The sequence below is a fragment of the Rathayibacter sp. AC182 genome, from assembly GCF_979253875.1.
This window is the reverse complement of the sequence record NZ_CEEDEK010000005.1, coordinates 2,035,641-2,058,167: the sequence shown is the minus strand read 5'-3', so window position 1 is coordinate 2,058,167 and position 22,527 is coordinate 2,035,641. Positions and strand designations below refer to the sequence as shown.

Sequence of the window (22,527 nt, the reverse complement as noted above, 5' to 3'; positions counted from 1 at the left end):
CCTCTCAGCCGACAGTCCGCAGGCTCACGCCCCCGCGCGGCTCCAGGTCCAGCTGCCCTCTGGCCCGTCGACGCTCACGTCGGCGCCCGAGCGGCTGACGGTGAAGACCGTCTCGTCGCCGGAGTCGTGCGCCACGACGCGCACCTCGCGCACGCCGTCGCCTCCCGGGAACACCCGGAGCTCCAGCCCGTCGAGGTAGTCGTACTCGGCCACGTCGGTCCGGGAGCCCACCGGCACCACCGCCCCCTCGCGCACGTAGAGCGGCAGGGTGTCGAAGCCGTGCACCTCGCGGCGCCACTCCCCGTCGAGTCGGTGGTCTCGCCGGTCCACCAGCTGGTCCAGCGGCCGCGGGGCAGGTAGAACTCGACCGAGCCGTCGGCGGTGAACACCGGGGCGACCAGCAGGTCGTGGCCGAGCATGTACTGCGTGTCCAGGTGAGAGGCGTTCCGGTCGTCCTCGAACTCGAGCGTCATCGGCCGCATCACCGGGATCCCCTCGCGGGCCGCCTCCGCCCCCGCCGCGTACAGGTACGGCATCAGCGAGAGCTTGAGCTCGGTGAAGCGACGGGTGATGTCGACGGCCTCGTCGCCGAACTCCCAGGGCACGCGCACCGAGGTCGAGCCGTGCAGTCGGGAGTGCGAGGAGAGCAGTCCGAAGGCCAACCAGCGCTTGAAGACGCCCGGGTCGGGCGTGCCCTCGAAGCCGCCGATGTCGTGGGCCCAGAAGCCGAACCCGCCGAGCGCGAGCGACAGGCCGCCGCGGAGGGTCTCGGCCATCGACACGTAGGACGACGTGTTGTCGCCACCCCAGTGGACCGGGAGGGCCTGCCCGCCGACCGTGGCGCTGCGGGCGAAGAGAGTCGCGCGTCCCTCCCCCAGCTCCTCGACGAGCACCTGGTGCACCGCGAGGTTGTAGAGCTGGGTGTACCAGTTGTGCATCGCCTCCGGGTCGGTGCCGTCGGCCCAGACCACGCCCTCGGCCGGGATCCGCTCGCCGAAGTCGGTCTTGAAGGAGTCGACGCCCTGGCGCACGAGGACGCGCAGCTTGTCCTGGAACCAGCGCGTCGCCTCCGGGTTCGTGAAGTCGACCAGCGCCATGCCGGCCACCCAGAGGTCCCACTGCCAGACGTCACCCGACGTCGTCTTCAGCAGGTAGCCCTTCTCGCGGCCCTCCGCGAAGAGCGGCGAGGCCTGGGCGATGTAGGGGTTGATCCAGACGCAGGTCTTCAGGCCCTGGTCGTGCAGGCGGGCGAGCATGCCCTCGGGATCGGGGAAGGTCCGGGAGTCCCACTCGAGGTCGGTCCACTGGAACTCGCGCATCCAGAAGCAGTCGAAGTGGAAGGCCGACAGCGGCAGCTCGCGCTCGGCGAAGCCGTCGATGAAGGAGTTGACGGTGTCCTCGTCGTAGCTCGTCGTGAAGCTCGTGGTCAGCCAGAGGCCGTAGCTCCACGCGGGCACGACGGAGGGGCGGCCGGCGAGCCCCGTGTAGCGGCGCAGCACGTCCTTCTTCGTCGGGCCCTGGATCACCAGGTACTCCAACGCCTCGCCGCCGACCGAGAACTGCACGCGCTCGACCGACTCCGAGCCGATCTCGAACGAGACGAGCCCGGGGTCGTTGACGAGCACGCCGTAGCCGCGGTTGGAGAGGTAGAAGGGGACGTTCTTGTAGGCCTGCTCCGAGGAGGTGCCGCCGTCGGCGTTCCAGACGTCGACGGTCTGGCCGTTCTTCACGAACGGTCCGAAGCGCTCGCCGAGACCGTAGACGAGCTCGCCGACGCCGAGGTCGAGCTGCTCGTGCACGTACGGGTCGCCGTCGGGCCCCGTCAGATAGCCCTGGGACTTGTGGCCGGAGCCGGTGAGACGGGTGCCGGTCGCGGTGTCCCAGAACTCCAGCGACCAGGGTGCGCCCTGCGCGACGCGGACCTCGAGGTCGCCCGTGCGGAGCACTCCGCCCGCCTCCGTGACGCTCGCCTCGCCCACCGATCCCTCGGCCAGCGCGAAGCCCGGACGGGTGGCGGTGCCGCGCCAGTGCTCGATGCGCACCTTCGCCACGCCCTCGGCGGGCGAGGAGACCGTGACGGTGAGGGCCGGGCGGTTGAGCACGTCGCCCCGACCCTGGATGACCTTCGTCGGCGCGATCACCTCCAGCGCGGAGCCGGTGGCGCGGATGTCGTACGCCTCCTGCGCGAACAGGGCGGTGAATCCGGCCCTCGTCTGCCAGAACCCGTCGGTGAACTTCATGCGTGTGCCTCTCTGGTGGTCGTGCGTCGTGCGGAGTGCGGGCGCCGCGGAGCAGGGGCCGGAGAGGCCCCCGCTCGCGGAGGTGGTGCTACTTGACCGCGCCGGCGGTGATGCCGCGGGTCAGCGTGCGCTGGAAGATCAGGAAGAAGATCAGCGTCGGGAGCAGGCCCAGCAGGGCGCTCGCACTGGTCGTCGTGACGTCCATGATCTTGTCGCCCTGGAGGCTCGAGATCGCGATCGGGACGGTCTGCGTCGCGTCGCTCACGAGGAACACCAGGGGGATGAGGAACTCGTTCCAGGTCCAGATGAAGAAGAAGATCATCAGCACCGAGAGGGTCGGCCGCGAGATCGGCACGATCACCCGGGTGAGCACCTGCCACTTCGACGCGCCGTCCAGCGCCGCGGCCTCGAGGATCTCCTTCGGGAACGTGCCGTAGACGCTCGAGAGCAGGTACGTGCCGAAGGCCGACTGGATGACCGTGAAGATGATGATCACGGACAGCTGGCTGTCGTAGATCCCGACCGCCTTGAACATGTAGTACAGCGGGTAGAGCAGGGCCTCCTGCGGCAGCATGTTCGCCAGCAGGAACAGCACGATGATCCAGCTGCGGCCCTTCACGCGGCCGATGCCGATCGCGTAGGCGTTCAGGACCGAGAGCGCGACTGCGAGGATCGCGACCGATCCCGAGATGAGGATCGAGTTGCCGAGCTTCTCGGGGAAGTTCACCCGCTCCCAGAAGGTCGACAGGCCGTCGAAGGAGAGGCCGGTCGGGAACGCGAGCGGGCCGCCGGCGGAGTACTCGGCCGGCGTCTTGAACGAGTTGAGCAGGATCAGCAGCACCGGGCTGATGATCACGAGGCCGATGACGATCGCGACCACGAGGATCGCCCAGTCGCCGATCGTGCGCTTGGTCGTGCCCTTGGCGGGCTTGGGCGCGCGGCGCGACGTGGTCAGGTCGCTGTCCGCGGTGCCCGCCTGGGTGAGGGGCAGGGTCTCGATGGCCGACATCAGCGGGCTCCTTCGCTGCGCTCGACGCGCTCCTGGGCGCGGATGAACAGCACGGCCAGGATCACGATGACGATCGTGAGCGCGGTCGCGATGGTGGCGCCGTAGCCCACCTGCTGCTTCTGGAAGAACTCGGTGTAGGAGTAGTAGCTCGGCACGATCGTCGAGTCGCCGGGACCGCCGCGGGTCAGCGCGTAGATCGGTCCGAAGACCTTCAGCGCGGCGATCGTGCAGGTGAGGGTGACCACGAAGATCTCGGGGCGGATGATCGACACGGTGATCCAGCGGAAGCGCTGGAACCAGTTCGCGCCGTCGAGCTCCGCCGCCTCGTAGAGCTCGGGATCCACGCGCTGCAGCGCCGCCATGAAGATGACGACCGGGTAGCCCAGCTGGACCCAGATCATCACGACCATGATCGAGAGCATCGCGGTGTCCGGCTTGCCCAGCCAGTCGTGCGAGAGCGAGCCGAGTCCGACGGCCTCGAGGATCGAGTTGAGCGCGCCGTTGTCGGGGCGGAGGATCCAGCCGATGACGATGGCCGCGATCACCGTGGGGAGGATCTGCGGGAGGTAGTAGGTGGCGCGGAGGAAGCTCGCGAGCTTGCCGCCGAACTTCTTGCCGACCAGGTCGAACAGGATCGCGGCGAGCAGGAGGCCGAGGATCGTGGGCACGATCACCATGGCGATGATCATGTAGACGGAGTTGAGGAACGACGTCCAGAACTGGTCGTCGCCCATCAGCTCGACCCAGTTCTCGAGGCCGATGAAGATCGGCGGCTTGATGCCGCGCCACGAGGTGAAGCTGATGTAGACGTTCCAGACGAGCGGGATCAGCACGATGAACGCGAAGAGCACGAAGCCCGGGATCAGGTAGAGCCAGTAGCCGCTCGAGCGCTTCTCGCGCGGGGGCTTCGCGGCCGGAGGCGGTGGCGCGCTCTCCGCGCGACGCGGTGCGGTCGTCGTCATGGGTACTCCTAGAGGGGTGTGCGGGGCGGCGTGCGGGAGGGGCCGCGAGATGCCACTCCGGTACGGGTCCGACGGCGTGTCGTGTACCGGAGTGGCGTCTCGCGGGAGGAGGCGCGAAGCTCAGCGGAGCTTCATGCGACCCCATTGAGGGTCGCCGTCGCGTTGTCGAGGCTTCCGCGGTCATTCCGCGCCTGTGGGCGCGGGGCTGGCCGCCTTCAGGTGACGCTGCGCGTCACTTGATGTCGTCGACGCCGTCGTCGTACTTCTCCTGGAGCTGCGACAGCATCTCGTCGGTCGACGTCGACTTGTTGAGCAGCTCCTGCGTCGCGGCCACGAGGTCGTCGTAGAAGGTCGCGGTGGGCCAGTCGGGGTAGAAGGAGAGCTGGTCGCCGTCGACGACCGTCTTCCACTGCGACAGCAGCTCCTTGCTCTTCTCGTCCGTGATCGCCGACTCGTCGACGACCAGCGGGATGCCTCCGTTGTTCCCGATCAGGTTCTGGATCTCGGGACGCATCGTGATGTCGATCCACTTGTAGGCGAGGTCCTTGTTCTTCGCCGTCTCGGGGATGACCCAGTGGTTGCCGGCGGAGCCCATCGTGAACTCGGCGCCCGGGAAGAGGAAGGTGTTCCACTCGAAGCCGGTGATCTCGGTCTTGAAGCGGCCGAACCACCACGAGCCCGAGAAGAAGATCGGGTACTCGCCCGAGATGAAGGCGGTGCCCGCGTCCTCGGCCTTGAGCCCGGAGGCGTCCGGCGAGATGTAGCCCTTGTCGACGTACTCCTGGAGCTGGTCGGCGGCGTAGGACCACGCGGCGTCCGAGAAGTCGACCTCGCCCGTGTAGGTCTGGTAGTCGGTGATCCACTGGCGGTCGGCCTTCAGCAGCGCGAGCTGGTAGAAGAGCTGCTGCAGCGGGTACTCGGCCCCGGCCTCGGCGAGCGGGGTGATGCCCTTGGCCACGAAGGCGTCGAGCACCGCGATGAACTCGTCGTACGTCGTCGGCACCTCGATGCCGTTCGCCGCGAAGACGTCCTGGTTGTAGTAGACGAAGGTGAACTCGCCGTAGTTCGGGATGCCGTACCAGGAGCCGGAGCCCATGATGCCGTCCTCGTCGTACTTGGCGGTCGTCTGGAGGGCTCCCGGGACGAGCTTGTCCCAGCCGTAGAACTCGACGGCCTCGTCGAGGTTCGTGAGCAGCCCCTGGCTCGAGAGCAGTCCGCTGGTCGCGTTGCCCTTGTTGTACTCGACGACGTCGGGGGCCGAGTTGGAGTTGAAGATCTGGCTGGCGCCGGTGCGCAGCTGCTCGAACGCCTTGAACTCGTAGGCGATCTGGGCTCCCGTCTCCTTCGTGAAGATGTCGCGGGCGGCGAGCCAGGCGATGCCGCGGTCGCTGTCGGGGGTCTCGAAGTCCCACATGGTGAGGGTGCGGCCGGCGCCGTCGACCTCGGTGGCGAGGGCGTCGGATCCGGCGTCGGATCCTCCTCCGGAGCAGGCGGCGAGCGCGAAGATCGCGCCGATGCCGACGCCTCCGGCGATCAGGCCGCGGCGGCTGAGCGAGCCGACCGCGGCGGCGGTGGGGCGGTGGAAGGCGGTGCGGGGACGAGGCGACATAGCGGGTGTTCTCCTTCGGACGGTGCCGCTGGGCTGTGACTGCGTGGATGGGTGGTGGAGCGCTCTCCGATCGGACGAGCGTCGAAGCGTTTCGACGATCGGCCGACGAGAAGCAGGAGCAGGAAGTGGAGGGAGGGGCGTCAGGAGGCGATCGGCGCAGGGGCGCGGATCGCCGCGAGCGCGATGGAGCCGCGGTCGACGTAGTGGGGCGGGAGGAGATCGACTCCGACGGTGCGTCCGGACTCGATCTGCTGCAGAGTGCGACCGACGGCCGCACGGCACATCGCGTCGAACGGCAGGGGGAACGAGCTGACCGGGACCGGCAGCGCCGCCCCGTCGTAGCTCGCGCAGGCGGCGAGGACCGAGAGGTCCCCGGGGACGGAGAGGCCGCGCTCGAGCACGCGCTCGACGGCGGCCTCCGCGACGGGCTCGTTGCAGTGCAGGACGAGCGCGGTCGGGGCGAGGGGGGATCGAGGATCGCGTCGACGGCGGACGCGGCGCTGGCTCGGCCGAGGTGCGGGCGCTCGACGACGACCTCGAGGCCGAGCGCGTCGCACTCCGCTCGGAACGCGTCGTCGAAGCGGCGCACGAAGCCGGCGTTGCGGTCGGTGTACGACTGCGGGTGCTCGATGAGCCCGAGAGAGCGGTGGCCCTGCTCGGCGAGCGTGCGGACGCTCCTCCGCGCCGCCTCCGCGAAGTCGAGGTCGACGCAGGCCAGGTCGTGGGCGTCGGAGGGGACGCCGATGAAGGTCGCCGGCACCCCGGCATCGCGGATGAGCGCGGCGCGGTCGTCGTCGTCGTCGACGCCCATGAGCACGATGCCGTCGACGAGGGAGGAGGAGGAGACGCGGCCGATGCCGCTGGACGCTTCGTCGGTGACGAGCAGCAGCACGTCGTAGTCGGACTCGCGGGCCCGCTCGAGCACCTCGGTCACGAAGCGCATGTGGGTGGGCAGGTGCAGCTCGCCGCGCATCGGCGCCGAGAGGGCCAGGATGTGCGTGCGGGCCCCGGCCAGCATCCGGGCTCCGGCGTGCGGCCGGTAGCCGAGCTCGCGCACGGCCTCGTCGACCCGCTGACGGGTCGTGGCGGCGATGGAGCGCTTGCCCGAGAGGGCGTAGGACACCGTGCTGATCGAGACCCCGGCAGCGCGGGCGACGTCGTGGATGGTCGCCATCGTTCCTCCTGCCGGACCTCGTCGTCGGACCCCTCCGATGCTCGAAACGCTTCGACGGGGCTGTGCTGCTGAGCACTGTACGCAGAGTCGAAGCGCTTCCGCAACAGGTTTGTCGCGACCCGCGACATATCCGGCGGATGTCGACGCGGAGACACTCGATCCGCATTGCGCGCAGCCGCCGCCCCCGATATGTTGGCCTCAACAACAATTCGGCGACGTCGCCGGAAAGGATCGGATCCATGTCCCTGACCCCCACCCGCGCCGACAAGTTCTCGTTCGGCCTCTGGACCATCGGCTACAACGGCACGGACCCCTTCGGCGGCCCGACCCGCGAGCCCCTCGATGTGGTGCACGCCGTCGAGAAGCTGGACGAGCTGGGCGCCTACGGCCTCACCTTCCACGACGACGACCTCTTCGCGTTCGGCTCGACCGACGCCGAGCGCCAGACCCAGATCGACCGCCTCAAGGGCGCGCTCGAGTCGACCGGTCTCGTCGTGCCGATGGTCACCACCAATCTCTTCAGCGCCCCGGTCTTCAAGGACGGCGGATTCACCTCCAACGACCGCGACGTGCGCCGCTTCGCGCTGCGCAAGGTCCTCCGCAACATCGACCTCGCCGCCGAGCTGGGCGCGCAGACCTTCGTCATGTGGGGCGGCCGCGAGGGCGCCGAGTACGACTCCGCGAAGGACATCCGCGCCGCTCTCGAGCGCTACCGCGAGGCCGTCAACCTGCTCGGCGACTACGTCACCGACAAGGGCTACGACATCCGCTTCGCCATCGAGCCCAAGCCGAACGAGCCCCGCGGCGACATCCTCCTGCCGACGCTCGGACACGCGATCGCGTTCATCGACTCGCTCGAGCGCCCCGAGCTCGTCGGCGTGAACCCCGAGGTCGGCCACGAGCAGATGGCGGGCCTGAACTTCACCGCCGGCATCGCCCAGGCGCTGTACCACGGCAAGCTCTTCCACATCGACCTCAACGGCCAGCGCGGCATCAAGTACGACCAGGACCTCGTCTTCGGTCACGGCGACCTGCACAACGCGTTCTCGCTCGTCGACCTCCTCGAGAACGGCGGCCCCGGCGGAGTCCCCTCCTACGACGGCCCGCGCCACTTCGACTACAAGCCCTCGCGCACCGAGGACGAGACCGGAGTCTGGGACTCGGCCGCCGCGAACATGCGCACCTACCTGCTGCTGAAGGAGCGCGCCGCGGCCTTCCGCGCCGACCCCGAGGTGCAGGAGGCGCTGGCCGCCGCCAAGGTCGCCGAGCTGCAGACCCCGACGCTGAACGAGGGCGAGTCGTACGACGACCTGCTCGCCGACACCGCGTCGTACGAGTCGTTCGACGCCGACGCCTACCTCGGCGGCAAGGGCTTCGGCTTCGTGCGCCTGCAGCAGCTCGCGACCGAGCACCTGCTCGGCGCCCGCTGACCCGCCCGGCACTCCCCTGACGGACGAGACCCCGGCCCTGCGGCACGGGGTCTCGTCCGTTCCCCTCGTACCCCCACGAAGACGCATCCCGCTGCTGCGGGAGGAACGGACACGGCGATGACGCTGGTCGCAGGAGTCGACTCGTCGACCCAGAGCTGCAAGGTGGTCGTGCGCGACCTCGAGAGCGGAGCGGTCGTCCGCACCGGCCGCGCGAGCCACCCCGACGGCACCGAGGTGCACCCCTCGGCCTGGTGGGACGCTCTGACCGAGGCGATCACGGACGCCGGTGGACTCGCCGACGTCGCCGCCATCTCCATCGGCGGGCAGCAGCACGGCATGGTCGTGCTCGACGCCGACGGTGAGGTGATCCGCCCCGCACTGCTCTGGAACGACACCCGCAGCGCCGGTGCCGCCGAGGCGCTGGTCGCCGAGCTCGGCGCCGAGGAGTGGGCGCGCCGCACCGGCACCGTGCCCGTCGCCTCCTTCACCGCCACGAAGCTCCGCTGGCTCCGCGAGGCCGAACCGGAGAACGCGGCGCGCGTCGCAGCAGTGGCCCTCCCCCACGACTGGCTGACCTGGCGCCTGCTCGGCTTCGGCCCGGGATCGCCCCGCGGAGTCGATCTCGACGCGCTGACGACCGACCGCTCGGACGCCTCCGGCACCTCCTACTGGGGCGCCGACGGCTACGACCTCGAGCTGCTCGAGCACGCGCTCGGCCACCGCCCGGCACTCCCCCGCGTGCTCGGGCCGTCGGAGGAGGCGGGCCGGACGGCCCAGGGCCTCGTCGTCGGTCCCGGCGCCGGCGACAATGCGGGCGCCGCGCTCGGGCTCGGCGCAGGGCCCGGCGACGTCGTGGTCAGCATCGGCACCAGCGGCACCGTCTTCGCGGTGACCGAGGACCCGGTGCGCGACCCCTCCGGGACCGTCGCCGGCTTCGCCGACGCGAGCGGCCGATTCCTGCCGCTCGTCGCGACGCTCAACGCCGCCCGCGTGCTGTCCTCGACCGCCGCCCTGCTCGGCGCCGGCTTCGACGAGTTCGCCGACCTCGCGCTGCAGGCGGAGCCGGGTGCCGACGGACTCGTCCTCGTTCCCTACTTCGAGGGCGAGCGCACCCCGAACCTGCCCGACGCGACCGCGAGCCTGCACGGCATGACCATCGCCTCGACCACGCGGCCGAACCTCGCCCGCGCGGCGATCGAGGGCATGCTCTGCGGACTGGCCGACGGCCTCGACGCGGTGCGCGGACTCGGAGTGGTCGCGCACCGCATCCTCCTGATCGGCGGAGCGGCGCAGAACCGCGCCGTGCAGCTGGCCGCCTCGCAGGTGTTCGACGTTCCCGTCGTGGTGCCGACCCCCGGCGAGTACGTGGCTGACGGCGCCGCCGCGCAGGCCGCGTGGGCACTCACGGGTTCGCGCCCGGAGTGGGAGGTCACCTCGGTCGCCGAGCCGGCGGCCGACCACCGCCCCGCGATCCGCGCGCAGTACGCGGCGGCCCGCGCCTGACGCCGTCCGCGAGATGCCGTTCCGGTACGCCTTCGACGGCGTGTCGCGTACCGGAGCGGCATCTCGCGGGAGCAGTCGAGGTCAGCTCGTCATCGAATCGACGTACCCGCGGTTCTCGTCCATCCAGGCCGCGAGCGCCGCGTCGCGGTCGTCGGCGCCGTCGTTGAACAGCGCGTTCTCGAGCGAGTAGAGCGTCTCGGAGTCCATCCGGAAGTCGCGCATCCAGCTGCTCAGCGTCGGGAAGTCGCTCTCGAACGAGCTCGAGCCGAACGAGTGGATGTCCTCCGCCTCGCCGAGCAGCCCCTCCGGGTCCTCGAGGTCCTTCACCGGGAACGCGTCGTACGCCCAGTGCGGGCGCCAGAGCGTCACGGCGATGTCCTCGCCGTTCGCCGTCGCGGTCTCGAGCTCCTGCAGCATCGCCGGCGTCGACGACGTCAGGTACTCCATCCCCTCGAGGCCGTACCCGGGGATGACCTCCTCGGTCGTGACGGCGTTCAGCCCCGACCCCGGCTCGATGCCGACGAGGCGGTTCCCGACGACGTCCGGATTCGCGGCGAGCTCCTCGAGCGTGTCGATCGGAGCGTCCTCGTTCACCGCGATGGTCAGCTTCGCCTCGTCGTTCCACGCGCCCAGGTCGACGAGGTCGTCGCCGTAGCGCTCGAGGTAGCTGCCGTGGGTCGTCGGCAGCCAGGTGTCCAGCGCCAGGTCGAAGCTCCCGGCGGCGAGCCCTGCGAAGCCCGGCGCCACGTCGATGTCCGAGAGCTCGACGTCGTAGCCCTGCTCCTCGAGCACCGCGCCCCAGAGCGCCGACACGGCGATGCCCTCGTCCCAGCCCTGGAAGACGGCCAGGCTCACGTCGGTGCGGTCGCCGTTGTCGACGGAGGCGGTGCTCGCCGGCCCGGCGACGGCCGACGCGCCGAGGGAGGCGACGACCGCGACCGACACCGCGGCGACGGCGGAGCGGGTGAGCACGACGGCGCGGCGGTTCCCGGCCCGGGCGGCTCGCGCGGGCGAGGGCTTCCCCAGCGCCCCCGTCATCCGGTCCAGCACGATCGCGAGGATCACCACCGAGATGCCCGCCTCGAAGCCCAGCGCCACGTCGATCCGGTTGAGGCTCGCGACGACGTCGCCGCCCAGGCCGCCCGCGCCGACGATGCCCGCGATGACGACCATCGAGAGCGCGAGCATGATCACCTGGTTCAGCCCGGCGAGGATCGAGGGCAGCGCCAGCGGCAGCTGGATCTGGCGCAGGATCCGCCACTTGGACGAGCCGAACGCCTCGCCCGCCTCGACGAGCTCGGGGTCGACGCCCCGGATCCCCAGCTCGGTCAGGCGCACTCCCGGCGCCATCGCGAACACGATGGTCGCGACGATGCCCGGCACGACTCCGACGCGGAAGAAGATCAGCGCCGGGATCAGGTACACGAACGCCGGCATCGTCTGCATCAGATCGAGGACCGGGCGGATGATCGTCGACGCCGTCCGGTTGCGCGCGGCGAGCACGCCCAGCGGCACGCTCAGGGCGATGGCGATCACGGAGGCGACGAGCACCAGCGCGAGCGAGTCCATCGCGTTCTCCCACTGGTCCACGCTCACGACGACCAGCAGCCCCACCGCGGTGCCGATCGCGAGGCCCCAGCCGCGCGCGGCGTAGGCGAGCACCGCGAGGAACGCGATGATCACCCAGAACGGCGGAGTGGCGAGCACGACGTCCACGCCGTCGTAGAGTGCTCCGAAGACGGTCCTGATCACGTCGAAGACGGGCTGGAAGGTGCTCGTCAGGGCGTCGATGCCGCTCTCGACGGCGTCGCCCAGAGGCAGGCGGATCATCGGACGCCTCCATCGCTCGCGAGGACCGCGTCGTCGACGGGGCCGCCCGTGGCGCGCAGCGTCGCCGTGACGATCTCGGTCGGGATCGTCGCGGGCGGCTCGATCACCGGCTGCTCGCCGGTGCGCGGGTCGACGTCGCCCAGCGCGGCCAGGAGCGTGACGCGCGGGATCGCGCCGAGCAGGCGTCCGCTCCCGTCGACCACCGCGACGGGCAGCTCCGACTCGACGGCGGGCTCGATGATCTCGCTGAGCGGGGTGTCCGGCGACACGGTGACCACGTCCGAGGTGACGACGGCCGCGAGGTCGGAGTCGCTGCGGCGCACCTGCTCCATCACGTCGCGGTCGCGCACGGTGCCCAGGAGTCGGCGGCCGGTCCCGACGACGAAGGCCGCCGAGGTCTGCAGGTCGCGCATTCCGCGCAGCGCCGCACGCGGTCCGGCGGCGAGGGTGACGACGGAGCGGGGCGGCTCCATCACGGCGGCCGCGGTCAGCACGCGGGCGCGGTCGACGTCCTGCACGAACTGCGCGACGTAGTCGGTCGCCGGATCGGTGAGGATCTCCTCCGGAGTGCCGATCTGCACGATGCGGCCGTCGCGCATGACCGCGATCCGGTCGCCGAGGAGCATCGCCTCGTTGAGGTCGTGCGTGATGAAGACGATCGTCTTCCCGAGCTCCTGCTGCAGCTCGATCAGCTGCTCCTGCATCTCGCGCCGGATGAGCGGGTCGAGCGCCGAGAACGCCTCGTCCATCAGGACGATGCCGGTATCGGCGGCCAGGGCGCGGGCGAGTCCGACGCGCTGGCGCATGCCTCCGGAGAGCTCGCCGGGCGTCTTCTCGTGCCAGCCGGCGAGTCCGGCGCGCTCGACGGCGAGCAGTGCGCGCTCGCGCCGCTCGGCCGCCGGCACGCCCTGGATCTCGAGCGGGTAGGCGACGTTCTCGAGCACCGTGCGGTGCGGCAGCAGCGCGAAGTGCTGGAACACCATCGAGACGGAGGCGCGGCGGACGCGCCGCAGCTCGGCGTCGGACACCCCCGTGATGCTCGATCCGTCGATCAGGACCTCGCCCGCCGACGGCTCCTGGAGGCCGTTCAGCATGCGGATGAGCGTGGACTTGCCCGAGCCCGAGAGGCCCATCACGACGAAGATCTCGCCGCGGCGCACCGCGAACGAGGCGTCGATCACGGCCGCGGTCCCGGAGGAGGCGAGGTCGCCGCGATCGGCACCCGCCCGCAGCCGCTCGACCACCTCCGCGGGACGCCTGCCGAAGACCTTGAAGAGGCCTCTCGCTTCGAGGACGGGAACGGCGAGGTCCTCCAGGACCCCTCCGCCCGCGGGCTCGCTGATGTCGTTCTGGTTCTGCTGCACGTACGCTCCGTCGGGGCGCAGGACGGATCCCGCGCTCTGTCATCTCGTGGTGCCGGGTCGGGGCGCGTGGGACCGCCCGGACGCGGGCCTCCGCGTGCTGCCCGCCGCGGGGAGCGGCCGGGGGACGGAGGCGATCGGGGTGAGTCCGAGGCGGCCTCGGGGCCGCCTCCGCTCCCGCTGACCGTACGCTCGCGGCTCGCCGTCACGGGGGACGGGGCACGGGCGCGGACCGGTTCATCGGGGTCTCGAAGACCGCCGTCCACGGTAGCCGCGGAGCCCCGATCCGGCAAATGTCCGACTATTCGAGAGGGGGTCGCGGCATCCCTCAGCAGGGACGCCGAGCGCGGAGAACTCCTGATCAACAGGCATTCCCTGTCGTTGCACGATCGTTACGCGACCATCTCCGGAAAACCGACCGTCACTCTCGTATCAGGCCGTCGTGTCCCCCGCCGGACCGGACGGGGCAGCCGCTCCGACTCCGCTCACGGGCTCGCCCTGCCACGACTCGAGCACCCAGTTCGAGCCGCCTCCTCGAGCACCACGACGCCCGTGTTGTCGAGCAGATGATCGGCGATGAACCGGGCGTCGAGGTCCTTCGCCCGCAGCCCGGCCCAGCCGCGGATCGCGGCGCCGTGGCTGACCAGCGCGACCGTTCGAAGGCCCGAGGCCTCGGCCTCGGCGACGACGGAGTCGTACCGCGCCGCGAACTCCTCGCCCGTCTCGCCGCCCGCCAGCTGCAGCCCCGTCTCGCCGCCCGCCCAGCGGAACACGGTGTCCATGTACTCGGTCACCGCCGCCTCGTCGCCGCGCATCCCGAGACCGGCCGCCGCGATCTCGCGGATCCCGTCGCGCTCGATCGGCTCGAGCCCGAGGGCGGCCGCGAGCGGAGCCGCCGTCTCGTGCGTGCGGCGCATCGTCGAGACGTAGATCGCGCCGATCCCCTCGCCCGCGAGCGTCTCGGGGAGCAGCTCGGCCTGCGTGCGCCCGAGCTCCGTGAGCCCGGGGCCGGGGATGCGGGTGTCGAGGAGCCCGGCGACGTTCGAGGGCGTCTGGCCGTGGCGGATGAGGATCAGGCGCATCCGTCCACGCTACCCGCCGCGCATCCGGGGAACCCCGGACCGTCGAGGGAGCCCGCCGCACCGGGCGGTCTCGACGGTCCGGGGTTCCCTCGGCGCACGGCCACCGCTCCGGTCCCGCGCGCACCCCCTGTGCCAGAATGTCCGGGACCGAAGGGACGCGCCCGTGCCGGCACGATCAGGACGCAGCTCCGGAGTGACCCTCCACGACGTCGCGCGCGAGGCCGGCGTCTCGCTCGCCACCGCCTCCCGATCGCTCAACGGCAGTCAGCGCAAGGTCGCCGAGGAGTACCGCGTCCGCGTCCTCGCGGCGGCGCAGCGGCTCGGCTACTCCCCCAACCTCTCGGCCCAGGCCGTCGCGAAGGGCTCGACCAGCACGGTCGCCCTCATCGTCAGCGACATCGCCGACCCGTACTTCTCGACCATCGCCTCGGGGGTCGCCGGCGCGGCGGAGGAGCTCGGGCTCGTCGTCACGATGGCCGTCACCGGCCGCGACCCGGCCCGCGAGCTCGCCGTCGTGCGCGCGCTGCGTGGTGCGAGGCCTCGCGTCATGATCCTGGCCGGCAGCCGCTTCGCCGGCGAGGACGAGCGCGAGGCCCTCGTCGCCGAGCTGCGCTCCTTCGAGGACGCGGGCGGCCGCGTCGTGCTGATCAGCCAGGGCGGCCTGCCCTTCCCCACCGTGGTGCTCGACAACCGCGCGGGCGCGCGAGCGCTGGCCGAGGCGCTCGTCGAGCAGGGCTACCGGCGCTTCGGAGTGGTCTCGGGCAGCCCCGCGATCCTCACCTCCCACGACCGCGTCCAGGGGTTCCGCGAGGGCCTCGAGGCCCACGGCCTCTCGCTCGCCGACGAGCTCGTCGTCGAGGCGCCGTTCTCGCGCGACGGCGGCTTCGACGGCGCGCGGGCGCTCCTCGCCGCGCACCGCGACGAGATCGACCTCGTCTTCGCCGTCAGCGACGTGATGGCGATGGGGGTCTCCTCCGCCCTGCGCGAAGCGGGCCTGGAACCCGGAGTCGACGTCGGGGTCGCCGGGTTCGACGACATCCCGACGGTGCGCGACGTGCATCCCGCGCTCACCACCGTGGCCGTCCCGCTGCGCGAGCTCGGCGAGCGCTCGCTGGCCGTCGCGCTGGGCGACGACGACGCCCCCGCCGACCCCGTGGCGACCTCCGTGGTCCTGCGGGCGAGCACTCCGGGGCCCCGAGCGACGTAAGGTGTGCTCACACGCGCCCGCGGACGGGCGGGTCCCGCGCTGACGCGGGCTCGGACGGTCCCTGCGAGAGGGCGCCGCCCGATCACAGAGAGCCACGGTGCCCCGATGCCGGAAGACAAGCCCGCGCCCCGGGCTCCCAGCATCTACGACGTCGCGCGCGCCGCCGGGGTGTCGCACCAGACCGTCTCGCGCGTCCTGAACGACCACCCGAGCCTGCGCGCCGAGACCAAGCGGCGCGTCCTCGAGGTGATGGCCGAGCTCGACTACCGCCCCAACCTCGCCGCGCGGGCACTGGTCACCAGCCGCACCAGGACCATCGGGGTGCTCTCCTCGCAGAGCCTGCAGTACGGGCCCGCCTCGAGCATCCAGGCGATCGAGGTGGCCGCCCGGGACGCCGGCTACCTCGTCGTCACGGCCAACGTCGACGGCACCGACGGCGAGTCGATCCAGGCCGGGATCCGCCACCTGCTGAACCAGGCCGTCGAGGGTCTCGTGGTCATCGCGCCGCAGATCCGGGTCTTCGACATCCTGTCCGGAGCCGCCCTGCGCATCCCGCACGTGACCCTGCAGACCTCGGACGATTCGCGCGACGACGCGCTCTACGTCGACCAGATGGCGGGGGCCCGCCTGGCGACCGCGCACCTGATCGACCTCGGCCACACCGAGATCGTGCACCTCGCCGGCCCCCAGGACTGGATCGAGGCGGAGGCGCGGATGCGCGGGTTCCTCGCCGAGCTCGACGACCGAACGTGGCGATGAGGCCGCCGCTGCTGGGCGACTGGAGCGCCGAGCGCGGCCACCGCGTCGGACTCGAGCTCTCGCGCTTCCTCGACTTCACGGCCGTCTTCGCGGCGAACGACCAGATGGCGCTGGGTCTGCTGAGCGCGTTCCACGAGCGCGGCATCCGCGTGCCGGAGGACGTCAGCGTCATCGGCTACGACGACATCCCCGAGGCCGCGTTCTACTGGCCGCCGCTGACCAGCGTGCGCCAGGACTTCGCGGAGCTCGGCCGCCGCTGCATGGCGACGCTGCTGAGCCTGATCGAGGGCGAGCGGCCGGAGTCGGCACCTCCGATCGCCCCGCAGCTGGTCGTCCGCGGGTCGACCTCACCGCCCGCACCCTGCGACGAGTGACCGTCGCGGAGCGTCCCTCCGGGCGCGCCGTTACCGAGTCGCAACAAACCCGGTTACACGAAAGCGATCCGCGGGTCTAGCATCACTCCATGTGATCGCTCACATGAGCGCTCACATCCCGCCCCGCACCCGGGAGCGGCCACTCCCACTGCATTCAATGACGAAGGAATCACAGTGACCACTATGAAGCGCTCCCTCCTCGCCGGCCTCGCCGGCGGAGCGATGATCCTCTCCCTCGCGGCCTGCTCCAGCGGCGGCGACTCGGGCAGCGGCGAAGGCGGTGGCGAAGGCGGACTCGTCGGCGTCGCGATGCCGACGAAGTCCTCCGAGCGCTGGATCGCCGACGGCGACAACGTCAAGTCGCAGCTCGAGGAGGCCGGCTACGAGGTCGACCTGCAGTACGCAGAGGACGACATCCCCACCCAGGTCTCGCAGCTCGAGAACATGATCACCAAGGGCGCCAAGGCCCTGATCGTCGCCTCGATCGACGGCACCACCCTCACGAGCGTGCTCGAGGAGGCGGCCGCGAACGACATCCCGGTCATCGCCTACGACCGCCTGATCCGCGACTCGGAGAACGTCGACTACTACGCGACCTTCGACAACTTCAAGGTCGGCGTGCAGCAGGCCACCTCGCTCCTCGCGGGCCTGGGCCTCACCGACCTGACCGGAGCCCCCGTGGCCGACGCGCCCGCCGGCCCGTTCAACATCGAGCTGTTCGCCGGAAGCCCCGACGACAACAACGCCACGTTCTTCTTCAACGGCGCGATGGAGACCCTCAAGCCCTTCCTCGATGACGGAACCCTCGTCGTCGCGAGCGACGAGACCGAGTTCAACACCGTCGCCACGCTGCGCTGGGACCCCGAGGTCGCCCAGAGCCGCATGGAGGACATCCTGACCAAGACGTACTCCGACGGATCCAAGGTCCAGGGCGTCCTCTCGCCCTACGACGGCCTGAGCCGCGGCATCATCTCGGCCCTCACCGACGCCGGCTACACCGTGGGCACCGACTTCCCGGTCATCACCGGTCAGGACGCCGAGCTCGACTCCGTCAAGGCGATCATCTCGGGCGAGCAGTACGCCACGATCTACAAGGACACCCGCGAGCTCGCCAAGGAGGCCGTGCTCATGGCGCAGGCCGTCCTCGAGGGCTCCGAGCCCGAGGTCAACGACACCGAGACCTACGACAACGGCGAGAAGATCGTCCCGTCGTACCTGCTCGAGCCGGTCATCGTGACCAAGGACGACATCGAGTCGGTCCTGGTCGACGGCGGCTACTACACCGACGCCGAAATCAACGGTTAAGTCGCGAACCTCGGTGGGGTGATCCGCGGCGTTGTCGTCGGTTGCGATACCTCCGGTATCGCGCCCTCCTCCGCCTTGCAGCTCACCCCACCGAGAACCGCGAAAGCCCTCCAGAGGAGGAGCTCACCGGACGCCCTCCAGACGGAGGAACCGGACGAGCCCCTCGGTGGGAGGAGCTGACGCGTCACTCCTCTTATAAGAGGGGTGGAAGCGAGCCGGGCCTCCTCCGAGGGGCCGTGACCGGATCGGCGCCCGAGGGCGCGGGTCGGTACTGAGAGATCCGAGCCGGGTCCCCGAGAGGGGGCCCGGCTCCCTGAAGGAGTGAGGCGTAGTGAGCACCAACATTCTCGAGATGCGCGGGATCACCAAGACGTTCCCGGGCGTCAAAGCGCTGCAGGACGTGACCTGAACGCCGCGCGCGGCGAGGTGCACGCGATCTGCGGCGAGAACGGCGCCGGCAAGTCGACGCTGATGAAGGTCCTGTCCGGGGTCTACCCGCACGGGACGTACGAGGGCGACATCGTCTTCGAGGGCGACGTGATGCAGTTCGGCAGCATCCGCGACTCGGAGGCCAAGGGCATCGTCATCATCCACCAGGAGCTGGCCCTCAGCCCCTACCTCTCGATCGCCGAGAACATCTTCCTCGGCAACGAGGTCCGCGGCTTCGCGGGGCTGATCGACTGGAACAAGACCAACCAGGAGGCGGCCGCGCTGCTCGCCCGGGTGGGTCTGAAGGAGAACCTGACGACGAAGATCCAGGAGATCGGAGTCGGCAAGCAGCAGCTCGTCGAGATCGCCAAGGCGCTCTCCAAGCGGGTCAAGCTGCTCATCCTCGACGAGCCCACCGCGGCGCTCAACGACGAGGACTTCGGACCACCTGCTCGACCTGATCCTGCACCTCAAGGAGCAGGGCATCACGTCGCTGATCATCAGCCACAAGCTGAACGAGATCAAGAAGATCGCGGACACCGTCACGGTCATCCGCGACGGCAAGACGATCGAGACGATCGCGCACGACGACGTGACCGAGGACCGGATCATCAAGGACATGGTCGGCCGCGACCTCGACCACCGGTACCCGGACCACACCCCGCACATCGGCGAGGAGATCCTCCGCGTCGTGGACTGGACGGCCCACCACCCGCAGGACCCGACGCGCGTCATGGTCGACAAGGTGAACCTCACGGTGCACCGCGGCGAGATCGTCGGCATCGCCGGCCTCATGGGCGCCGGGCGCACCGAGTTCGCGATGAGCCTCTTCGGCCGCTCCTACGGCAGCCGCATCTCGGGCCAGGTCTTCAAGGCCGGCAAGGAGATCAAGATGCGCAACGTGTCGGAGGCGATCGCCCACGGGCTCGCCTACGCCACGGAGGACCGCAAGCACTACGGCCTCAACCTCATCGACGACATCAAGCGGAACATCTCGCTGGCCTCGCTCTGAGAAGGTGTCGAAGGGCGGACTCGTCGACGACAACCGCGAGTTCGAGGTCGCCAACGAGTACCGCGGCAGCATGAACATCAAGTCGCCGACCGTGCTCGCCAAGACCGGCAAGCTCTCGGGCGGCAACCAGCAGAAGGTCGTCCTGTCGAAGTGGATCTACTCCGACCCCGACGTCCTGATCCTCGACGAGCCCACCCGCGGCATCGACGTGGGGCGAAGTACGAGATCTACACCATCATCAACAAGCTCGCGGCCGCGGCTAAGGGGATCATCGTCATCTCCTCCGAGCTCCCTGAGCTCCTCGGCATCTGCGACCGCGTGTACGCGCTGTCGGAAGGCCGCATCACGGGCGAGCTGCCCATCGCCGAGGCGACCCCCGAGGCGGTCCTCACCCTCATGACCCAGGAGAAGCAACGATGACCGATCTGCAGAACACCCCGCCCACTGCGGCGGGTGCGCGGTGAACCCCACCGAGAACGCGTTCACGAAGCGCCTCAGCCACGTGCTGGGCGACCTCGGCAAGAACGGCATCTTCATCGCCCTCATCGTGGTGGTGCTGCTGTTCCAGATCATGACCAACGGGATCCTCCTGCGCCCGCAGAACATCTCGAACCTGATCGTCCAGAACGGCTACATCCTGATCCTCGCCATCGGCATGGTGATGGTCATCGTGGCCGGCCACATCGACCTCTCGGTCGGCTCGGTCGCCGCGTTCGTCGGAGCCGTCTCCGGAGTCTTCGCCGTGACCATGGGCCTCCCGTGGTGGTCTCCTCGATCGTGCTGTCGCTGGCGATCGGCGCCCTGGTCGGAGCCTGGCAGGGCTTCTGGATCGCGTACGTGGGGATACCCGCGTTCATCGTGACCTTGGCGGGCATGCTGATCTTCCGCGGTCTCGCGCTCGTCGTCCTCGGCAACGCGAACATCGGCTCGTTCCCGATCGAGTACCGCGCGCTGGGCAACGGCTTCCTCACCGACCTGTTCGGCGAGACCGCACTCGACCCGCTGTCGCTCGGAGTCGGCGCGCTGGCCATCATCGCCTTCGCCGTGCAGTCGCTGCGCACCCGCCGCGGCCGCCAGAAGTACAACCAGAGCGTCGAGCCGGGCGCCTGGTTCGTCACCAAGCTCGTCCTCGTCGCGCTCGTCATCGGCGCCTTCGCCTTCGCGCTCTCCACCTTCAAGGGCATCCCGGTGACCCTGATCGTGCTGGCCGTGCTGGTGCTGGTCTACGGCGTCGTGATGAACCGCTCGGTCTTCGGCCGCCACGTCTACGCCATCGGCGGCAACCTGCACGCCGCGGAGCTCTCGGGCATCAAGACGCGCAACGTCACCTTCTGGCTGTTCGTCAACATGGGCGTCCTCGCGGCGCTGGCCGGACTCGTCTTCACCGCCCGCCTGAACCTCGCGGGCCCGAAGGCCGGAGACGGCTTCGAGCTCGAGGCCATCTCGGCCGCCTTCATCGGCGGCGCGGCGGTCCAGGGCGGCGTCGGCACCATCGGCGGCGCGATCCTCGGCGGTCTGATCATCGGCGTCCTGAACAACGGCATGTCGATCATGGGCATCGGCATCGAGTGGCAGCAGGCGGTCAAGGGCCTCGTGCTCCTGCTCGCGGTCGCCTTCGACGTCTACAACAAGCGCCGCGCCGGCGGACGCTGATCGGGTCCCGTGCCCGACTGGTCGCGGTTCCTCCCGCTGAGCGCTCGGCCCGACGTCGACGAGTCGGGGGTCAGCAACGACTGGCGCCCGCTCGTCGCCGATCGGCTCGACCGCCTGGCAGCACTGGCCGCCTCCCCTCCTTCCTGGAGGGCGAGGCGGCCGGTGCCGTCTCCGCCTCCCGCCTCTCCCGTCCCCGCCTCCGCGGTGCTCGGCGAGCTCGTCGTCCGGCTTCCGAGCAGCACCGGGCAGCGCTTCGCCACCTCGCGTCGGCGCCCGCGAGGCGAGCACCCCTCCTGTCGTCCGAGATCCCCGGCACCCTCGCGGCCCTCGCCGCGGCCCGCCGCTCCGGCTCCGGATCCCGTGGCATCGCCGACCTGGTCGACGTGGTCCGCGTCGAGCTGAGCCTCGTCACCGGCGTCGACCTGCCGCCCCGCGTCTCGGGCGCGATCGCCATGGAGCGGATGCAGCGTGCACCGCTCCCGATCCGCGCGGCGATCCGGGGCCGCTCGCTCGCCGCCACCGACGCGGGCTGGGAGCTGGGCCTGGGCCCCGCGGTCCGCGCGCCGGCCGAGGTGCTGCTGCGCTTCCTCCCGGGCCTCGGGCCGCTCCCGGAGGCGCCGGGTCCCGAGGCGTAGGGCCGGGTCGCCCACTCCCCGCGGAGGCCCCGCACGAAATGCAGGGCCGAGTGCGATCTGCAGGGCGGTGTGCGATCCGCAGGAGATGCGGCCCCGCGGGGGTGAGTCCGGCGGAGGAATCCGCGTGCCGGCTCGGATCCCCTGCGGATCGTGCACCAGCCACCCGGTCTCGCACACCGCCGACCTCGGCACGTCCGGGTGAGCAGGACGTCGTATCGCGCCCGTAGCATCGAGGGATGCACCGCTCGCTGCCGAGAAGCTCACCGTCGTCCCGCGGAGTCGATGCCGCCGGCGTCCTCGCCCTCATCGACTCCCTCGACGCGGCACCGGAGATCGAGCCGCACGGCTTCGTCCTCGTGCGCGGCGGCAGCGTGGTGGCCGAGGGCTGGTGGGCGCCGTACACCGCCGAGCGGCTGCACCTCCTCTACTCCTACTCGAAGAGCTTCACCGCGACCGCCGTCGCACTGGCCGTCGCCGAGGGCCTCGTCGACCTCGACGCCACCGTGCTCTCGTACTTCTCCGAGCTCGACGACGAGGTGACGGATCCGCGCTCGCGCTCGATCCGCGTCCGTCACGTGCTCGGCATGGCCAGCGGGCACCGCGAGGAGACGATCGACCGAGCGCGCGCGATCGATCCGGTCGACATGGTCCGGGGCTTCCTGCTCCTGCCGCCCGAGGAGGAGCCCGGCAGCGTCTTCGCCTACAACCAGCCGCACCCGCGGCCGCCGCGATCGTGCAGCGGGTGAGCGGCGGGTCGCTCGTCGACTTCCTCCGCCCGCGGCTGCTCGATCCGCTCGGCATCGGCGAGGTCGCCTGGACGCGCGCGACGCCTCCGGCCGCGAGATCGGCTACAGCGGGCTGCACGCCACGACCGAGGTCGCCGCGGCGCTCGGCCTCTACCTGCAGGAGGGCGCCGGGGATCGAGCAGCTCCTCGACCCCGCGTGGGTGGCGG

15 protein-coding genes and 4 pseudogenes are annotated in these 22,527 nt (G+C 70.6%); 10 read left to right on the top strand and 9 right to left on the bottom strand.

From position 1 onward, the window contains the following. Positions 1-24 precede the first annotated feature (24 nt). The 6 genes and pseudogenes from yicI to AC0CII_RS22865 form a co-directional block, all read right to left on the bottom strand. Positions 25-2,240, bottom strand: a pseudogene (gene yicI / locus AC0CII_RS22890) (alpha-xylosidase). Positions 2,241-2,328: 88 nt separating this feature from the next. Next, positions 2,329-3,249 (bottom strand): carbohydrate ABC transporter permease, encoded by a 921-nt coding sequence (locus AC0CII_RS22885; RefSeq protein WP_465226343.1) that lies wholly within the window; start codon positions 3,247-3,249, stop codon positions 2,329-2,331. After that, complete coding sequence (locus AC0CII_RS22880) at positions 3,249-4,211, bottom strand: carbohydrate ABC transporter permease (RefSeq protein WP_207405234.1); 963 nt, start codon at positions 4,209-4,211, stop codon at positions 3,249-3,251. The genes AC0CII_RS22885 and AC0CII_RS22880 overlap by 1 nt, the downstream gene beginning before the upstream one ends. Before the next feature lie 232 nt (positions 4,212-4,443). Next, the gene (locus tag AC0CII_RS22875; protein WP_465226344.1) at positions 4,444-5,820 is read right to left on the bottom strand and encodes an ABC transporter substrate-binding protein; all 1,377 of its coding nucleotides are present in this window, start codon (positions 5,818-5,820) and stop codon (positions 4,444-4,446) included. A 140-nt stretch (positions 5,821-5,960) separates the two neighbouring features. Then, on the bottom strand, positions 5,961-6,533 hold the full coding sequence (locus tag AC0CII_RS22870; protein ID WP_465231066.1) for a substrate-binding domain-containing protein: 573 nt from the start codon (positions 6,531-6,533) through the stop codon (positions 5,961-5,963). Positions 6,534-6,913: 380 nt separating this feature from the next. Then, a pseudogene (locus tag AC0CII_RS22865) lies at positions 6,914-6,994 on the bottom strand (LacI family DNA-binding transcriptional regulator); the annotation flags it as partial. A gap of 239 nt (positions 6,995-7,233) precedes the next feature. Here AC0CII_RS22865 and xylA point away from each other — a divergent pair. Then, on the top strand, positions 7,234-8,424 hold the full coding sequence (gene xylA / locus AC0CII_RS22860; RefSeq protein ID WP_055791178.1) for a xylose isomerase: 1,191 nt from the start codon (positions 7,234-7,236) through the stop codon (positions 8,422-8,424). A 117-nt stretch (positions 8,425-8,541) separates the two neighbouring features. Next, a complete protein-coding gene (gene xylB / locus AC0CII_RS22855; RefSeq protein ID WP_465226346.1) occupies positions 8,542-9,927 on the top strand; it encodes a xylulokinase in 1,386 nt (461 codons plus the stop codon). A gap of 81 nt (positions 9,928-10,008) precedes the next feature. Here xylB and AC0CII_RS22850 read toward each other — a convergent pair whose 3' ends face one another. The 3 genes from AC0CII_RS22850 to AC0CII_RS22840 form a co-directional block, all read right to left on the bottom strand. Then, entirely contained in the window at positions 10,009-11,757 is a 1,749-nt protein-coding gene (locus AC0CII_RS22850) for an ABC transporter permease/substrate binding protein (RefSeq protein ID WP_465226347.1), read from the bottom strand. After that, on the bottom strand, positions 11,754-13,121 hold the full coding sequence (locus tag AC0CII_RS22845) for a quaternary amine ABC transporter ATP-binding protein (protein WP_465226348.1): 1,368 nt from the start codon (positions 13,119-13,121) through the stop codon (positions 11,754-11,756). Before AC0CII_RS22845 ends, AC0CII_RS22850 begins: the two co-directional genes overlap by 4 nt. 482 nt (positions 13,122-13,603) lie before the next feature. Continuing rightward, entirely contained in the window at positions 13,604-14,200 is a 597-nt protein-coding gene (locus AC0CII_RS22840) for a histidine phosphatase family protein (protein WP_465230717.1), read from the bottom strand. A gap of 193 nt (positions 14,201-14,393) precedes the next feature. Between AC0CII_RS22840 and AC0CII_RS22835 the strand changes: the two genes are divergently transcribed. The 8 genes and pseudogenes from AC0CII_RS22835 (at position 14,394) to AC0CII_RS22800 (ending at position 22,320) form a co-directional block, all read left to right on the top strand. After that, complete coding sequence (locus AC0CII_RS22835) at positions 14,394-15,407, top strand: LacI family DNA-binding transcriptional regulator (RefSeq protein ID WP_465226350.1); 1,014 nt, start codon at positions 14,394-14,396, stop codon at positions 15,405-15,407. A gap of 105 nt (positions 15,408-15,512) precedes the next feature. Beyond that, positions 15,513-16,540 (top strand): annotated as a pseudogene (locus tag AC0CII_RS22830) (LacI family DNA-binding transcriptional regulator). Positions 16,541-16,723: 183 nt separating this feature from the next. Further along, positions 16,724-17,845 carry a multiple monosaccharide ABC transporter substrate-binding protein gene (gene chvE / locus AC0CII_RS22825; RefSeq protein ID WP_242683162.1) on the top strand — a complete coding sequence of 374 codons (1,122 nt, stop codon included), beginning with the start codon at positions 16,724-16,726 and terminating at the stop codon, positions 17,843-17,845. Positions 17,846-18,176: 331 nt separating this feature from the next. After that, positions 18,177-19,706: pseudogene (mmsA, locus tag AC0CII_RS22820) on the top strand (multiple monosaccharide ABC transporter ATP-binding protein). Between the two features lie 40 nt (positions 19,707-19,746). Then, entirely contained in the window at positions 19,747-20,148 is a 402-nt protein-coding gene (locus AC0CII_RS22815; RefSeq protein WP_465230716.1) for a hypothetical protein, read from the top strand. After that, a complete protein-coding gene (locus AC0CII_RS22810; protein ID WP_465230715.1) occupies positions 20,046-20,939 on the top strand; it encodes an ABC transporter permease subunit in 894 nt (297 codons plus the stop codon). Before AC0CII_RS22815 ends, AC0CII_RS22810 begins: the two co-directional genes overlap by 103 nt. Continuing rightward, a complete protein-coding gene (locus AC0CII_RS22805) occupies positions 20,855-21,574 on the top strand; it encodes a hypothetical protein (protein WP_465230714.1) in 720 nt (239 codons plus the stop codon). The genes AC0CII_RS22810 and AC0CII_RS22805 overlap by 85 nt, the downstream gene beginning before the upstream one ends. 236 nt (positions 21,575-21,810) lie before the next feature. Then, entirely contained in the window at positions 21,811-22,320 is a 510-nt protein-coding gene (locus AC0CII_RS22800) for a serine hydrolase (protein WP_465230713.1), read from the top strand. The last annotated feature ends 207 nt before the right edge of the window (positions 22,321-22,527 follow it).

What these genes read in the sequence shown, in the direction of transcription:
- xylB (WP_465226346.1), top strand. Translation starts at nt 8,542, where the DNA reads ATGACGCTGGTCGCAGGAGTCGACTCGTCGACCCAGAGCTGCAAGGTG.
- AC0CII_RS22850 (WP_465226347.1), bottom strand. Translation starts at nt 11,757, where the DNA reads ATGATCCGCCTGCCTCTGGGCGACGCCGTCGAGAGCGGCATCGACGCC.
- chvE (WP_242683162.1), top strand. Translation starts at nt 16,724, where the DNA reads ATGAAGCGCTCCCTCCTCGCCGGCCTCGCCGGCGGAGCGATGATCCTC.
- AC0CII_RS22875 (WP_465226344.1), bottom strand. Translation starts at nt 5,820, where the DNA reads ATGTCGCCTCGTCCCCGCACCGCCTTCCACCGCCCCACCGCCGCCGCG.
- AC0CII_RS22840 (WP_465230717.1), bottom strand. Translation starts at nt 14,200, where the DNA reads ATGCGCCTGATCCTCATCCGCCACGGCCAGACGCCCTCGAACGTCGCC.
- AC0CII_RS22885 (WP_465226343.1), bottom strand. Translation starts at nt 3,249, where the DNA reads ATGTCGGCCATCGAGACCCTGCCCCTCACCCAGGCGGGCACCGCGGAC.
- AC0CII_RS22880 (WP_207405234.1), bottom strand. Translation starts at nt 4,211, where the DNA reads ATGACGACGACCGCACCGCGTCGCGCGGAGAGCGCGCCACCGCCTCCG.
- xylA (WP_055791178.1), top strand. Translation starts at nt 7,234, where the DNA reads ATGTCCCTGACCCCCACCCGCGCCGACAAGTTCTCGTTCGGCCTCTGG.
- AC0CII_RS22800 (WP_465230713.1), top strand. Translation starts at nt 21,811, where the DNA reads ATGCACCGCTCGCTGCCGAGAAGCTCACCGTCGTCCCGCGGAGTCGAT.